Below are 4,026 nucleotides of genomic sequence, written 5' to 3'. Positions count from 1 at the left end.
ATACGCCTTATCGTCATGGATAAAGGAACCGAATATATCGATCTCATCAAAAATCCGAGATACGGTTATGGGAAAAATATGAACCCCTGCATCGACTGCCGGATATTCATGCTTCAGAAGACAAGGGCGGTTATGGAACAGGAAGGGGCAGGCTTTGTCATCACCGGGGAAGTCCTCGGTCAGAGACCAATGTCGCAGCGGAGAGATACCATAGGTCTTATTGAAAAGAGAAGCGGATTACAGGGTCTTATCGTGCGACCTCTTTCCGCAAGACTATTTTCACCTTCAGAACCGGAAATGACGGGCATTGTGGACAGGGAACAACTGCTCAGCGTATCGGGCAGGTCAAGGGCAACACAGCAAAGCCTCGTCGATGAATATCGCCTGAAAGCATACAGCAGTCCCGGCGGGGGCTGTCTGCTGACGGACCCTATATTCTCCGGCAAGTTGAGGGATCTTTTTAATAATGACAAGGACTTCACTATAAAAGACATCGAGCTTTTGACCCTTGGGAGACATTTCAGGCTCGATCATGGAACAAAGCTCGTCATAGGCAGGAACCAGAAAGAGAACGAAACCCTGGAGGCGCTGTGGGCAGCGCCATATGTACTTCTTTCCCCGGCAGATTTCAAAGGCCCAAAAGGTATTATCAAAGGATCTGCCGATAAAGACATGCTCACCATCGCTGCCAGCATACTCGGGTTCTACGGAAAACACGAGACACAGCAGATAAACCTGGAGATCAACAACGGAACCAGGAGAACAGCCCATTTTGCAAGGATCGATGTGGATGTGGAAAGGTTGAGGATTTAAAGACTGTTCAACGTTCAATTCTATGTTGTCATCGCGAGGAATTTCCATTCCTTCAGTCATCGCGAGGAATTTCCATTCCTTCAGTCATCGCGAGGAGCGAAGCGACGTGGCGATCTATTAGTGAGATTGCCGCGCTGCGCTCGCGATGACAACAAAAAAGAGGCCAATGGCTGATAGCTGAAGGCTGATAGCTGAAGGCTGATAGCTGATAGCTAATTAATTTGAGGAGTTTGTATGAAAATCTTTGATGACCTGTACGTTTACCCGTGGCTTTCTTATGAAGCAAATAATTGCAATACGATCTTTATAGACGGGAAGGTGCCGACCCTTATCGACCCGGGGCATGCCCATCTCTTCAACCACGTTCTTGAAGGCATGGCGAAAGATGGCAAGGATATCAATAAGGTACAGATGATCCTATGCACCCACAGCCACCCGGATCATATCGAGGCGATCGAGCGTTTTGACAACGATATCCTCAAGGCGATAGGAAAAGAGGAATACGCCTTTCTTCACGATGGCGGCAGGGAGCTTTTTATGGCCACCGGTTGCACACTGCCAAAAAAACCCTTCACACTGTTCCTGAAGGAAGGGACCGTGGACATCGGCGGGAAGGTCTTCCAGGTCATTCCGACCCCGGGTCACTCACCGGGGTCTATCTGCCTGTACTGGAAGGAAAAACGAACGTTGATCTCCGGCGATACGCTCTTCTACATGGGCGTGGGAAGGACAGACCTTCCCGGCGGGGACATGGAGCTTCTCGCCAACAGTATAGCAAAGCTGGCGCAGCTCGATATAGAGTGTCTCGTACCGGGGCACGGCGAGCTGGTCAGGGGTGAAAAGGCAATAAAGAAAAATTTTCAGTTGATTATCAGTGAGTTTTTCGCGTAGAATCTGTGTGTAACCGTCATTGACTTTTGAAGTTTCATACATATATTCACAGTGGACGCGACGGGCATGACGGTAAAGAAGGATCTGATCTGCCGGAAATATAATATACAGATTGAGACAGAGAATAATCCATGCCCCCATCCTGGAGATTATTGTAAGTTCAGGACGTGGTGCATAATCCACATGCGGTGTATGGAAGATGACGGTTGCAGGGAAAAAAGGAGGAAGGCAATTGAGAATACCCGATGAATATATATGTGATCTGTGTGGTTATATATTTCTGGACGGAGAGGTTCCGGAGGTCTTCTGCCCGAACTGCGGCAGCAGCATGGTATTGAAAGAAATGTCCTACGACGAGTTCCTGGACGACGATGAAGCATTCGTAAGCCTCTATAATTACAAGACATTTGAATATGAAGGGATGTAAGGGAGCGGAGAGCTGAGGGCGAAGGGCTCATAGCAAGATCAACAAAGAGTAAGCAGTATGCAGTAAGCACGAAATGCGAAGCACTAATTTCTAAACAATATCGGTTTAATATCAAAATTCTAAGCACTAATGTTCAAAACATATCGTCATCGCGAGGCGAAGCCGTGGCGATCCCATTAATGAGATTGCCGCGTCGCTCCGCTCCTCGCAATGACAGAGGGAAAGGTGCTCGCAATGACAAAACGCCGTGCCCTGAAGCCTATCACCTATCACCTATCACCCATCACCTATCACCTATTACCTATCACCTTTTACGGGGTTTCCCCCTCACGCCTGACGATTCACGATTTACGGGTTTTGCCTTATAAAAATATATTGACATCTTTTAAATAAATTGTTTCAATATTCCCGACATACCGCTTGGATCTGATTTACTGGACCGAGACGGAAGGAACGAGAGAAATAAAAAAGCCTTCTGAACCAGTTCAGAAGGCTTTTTTTTGAAGGAGCAATATGGAAAAGATTACCGTACCGGTTCTTAAAGGCATGAAAGGCAAAGAAAAGATCGCTATGCTCACGGCCTATGATTATCCGATGGCGAAGATCATCGATAACGCGGGGGTCCATACGATCCTTGTCGGTGATTCCGTCGGTTCCGCGGTCCTCGGCTATCCCAACACTATCCCGGTAACCGTAGATGAAATGATACACCACACAAAGCCCGTCACAAGGGCGGTAAAAAGGTCCTTTGTCATCATCGACATGCCCTTCATGTCATACCATGAAAGCATCGAGCAGGCAAAGAGGAACGCGGGGAGGATGATAAAGGAAAGCGGCGCAGAAGCGGTCAAGCTGGAAGGCGGGACAAAGATGAAGGACGTCATCAGGGCGCTTGTCGATATAGAGATCCCTGTTGTCGGCCACATCGGTCTCACCCCGCAGTCGATCCACAGGATGGGAGGCTACAAGGTCCAGGGAAAAGGGGCAGAGGTCGATGCCCTTATCGCTGACGCGAAGGCGGTCGAGGAGGCAGGCGCGTTCATGATCGTCCTTGAGTGCGTGCCGCGTCAACTGGGAAAAGAGATCACGGAGATGCTCTCGATCCCGACCATAGGCATCGGCGCCGGTCCGGACTGCGACGGGCAGGTCCTCGTTATCCACGACCTTCTCGGTCTTCTCGGTGATTTCAGACCCAAATTCGTGAAACAATACTGCAACCTGCAGAAAGATATCGACGGGGCAGTAAAAAACTTTATTGAAGAGGTGAAGACGGGGGCATTTCCGGATGATTCCCACTCATTCCACTAACATGAAAACCATTACGACCGTCAAAGAGATGCAGGCTGTATCGGACCAGTTAAGAAAAGATAAGAAGATCGCATTTGTGCCTACCATGGGCTACCTCCACGAGGGTCACCTTGCCCTTGTCAGAAAGGCACGCGAACTGGGCGACATCGTTGCAGCAAGCATCTTTGTGAACCCTACCCAGTTCGGACCCAAAGAAGACCTCGCAAAATATCCGAGGAACTTCGACCGGGACGCGCAGCTCCTCGACCGGGAAAAGACGGACATCATCTTCTATCCTGACGCGCGGGAGATGTACCCGGAAGGATACTCAACATACATCGAAGTGAGGAAGCTGCAGGATCATCTCTGCGGGAAGACAAGGGCAGGCCATTTTACCGGTGTTGCAACGGTGGTGGCCAAGCTCTTCAATATCGTCAAACCTCACTTTGCCATCTTCGGGCAGAAGGATTACCAGCAATTAAAGGTTATCGAAAGGATGGTACGGGACCTGAACATGGATATCGAGATCGTCCCCTACCCTACGGTCCGGGAAAGTGACGGCCTCGCAATGAGCTCCAGGAACACCTATCTCAGCCCCGAAGAACGGC

At 49.5% G+C, this 4,026-nt stretch carries 5 protein-coding genes; all 5 read left to right on the top strand.

Annotation, left to right across the window (positions count from 1 at the left end; translation table 11 throughout):
- Positions 1–813: hypothetical protein (locus tag PHU49_15395; GenBank protein MDD5245392.1), on the top strand; the 813-nt coding region annotated here is incomplete at its 5' end.
- 234 nt (positions 814–1,047) lie between these two features.
- Positions 1,048–1,704 (top strand): MBL fold metallo-hydrolase, encoded by a 657-nt coding sequence (locus PHU49_15390; GenBank protein MDD5245391.1) that lies wholly within the window; start codon positions 1,048–1,050, stop codon positions 1,702–1,704.
- 232 nt (positions 1,705–1,936) lie between these two features.
- Positions 1,937–2,131 carry a hypothetical protein gene (locus tag PHU49_15385; GenBank protein MDD5245390.1) on the top strand — a complete coding sequence of 65 codons (195 nt, stop codon included), beginning with the start codon at positions 1,937–1,939 and terminating at the stop codon, positions 2,129–2,131.
- Between the two features lie 513 nt (positions 2,132–2,644).
- On the top strand, positions 2,645–3,439 hold the full coding sequence (gene panB / locus PHU49_15380; protein ID MDD5245389.1) for a 3-methyl-2-oxobutanoate hydroxymethyltransferase: 795 nt from the start codon (positions 2,645–2,647) through the stop codon (positions 3,437–3,439).
- Positions 3,417–4,026, top strand: a 610-nt coding sequence (gene panC, locus PHU49_15375; GenBank protein ID MDD5245388.1) for a pantoate--beta-alanine ligase, incomplete at its 3' end; no start/stop codon positions are given. The genes panB and panC, both read left to right, overlap by 23 nt.

The organism is Syntrophorhabdaceae bacterium (assembly GCA_028713955.1).
Lineage (GTDB): Bacteria > Desulfobacterota > Syntrophorhabdia > Syntrophorhabdales > Syntrophorhabdaceae > UBA5609.
This window is presented reverse-complemented; position numbering and strand designations above follow the sequence as displayed.

What these genes read in the sequence shown, in the direction of transcription:
- PHU49_15390 (MDD5245391.1), top strand. Translation starts at nt 1,048, where the DNA reads ATGAAAATCTTTGATGACCTGTACGTTTACCCGTGGCTTTCTTATGAA.
- panB (MDD5245389.1), top strand. Translation starts at nt 2,645, where the DNA reads ATGGAAAAGATTACCGTACCGGTTCTTAAAGGCATGAAAGGCAAAGAA.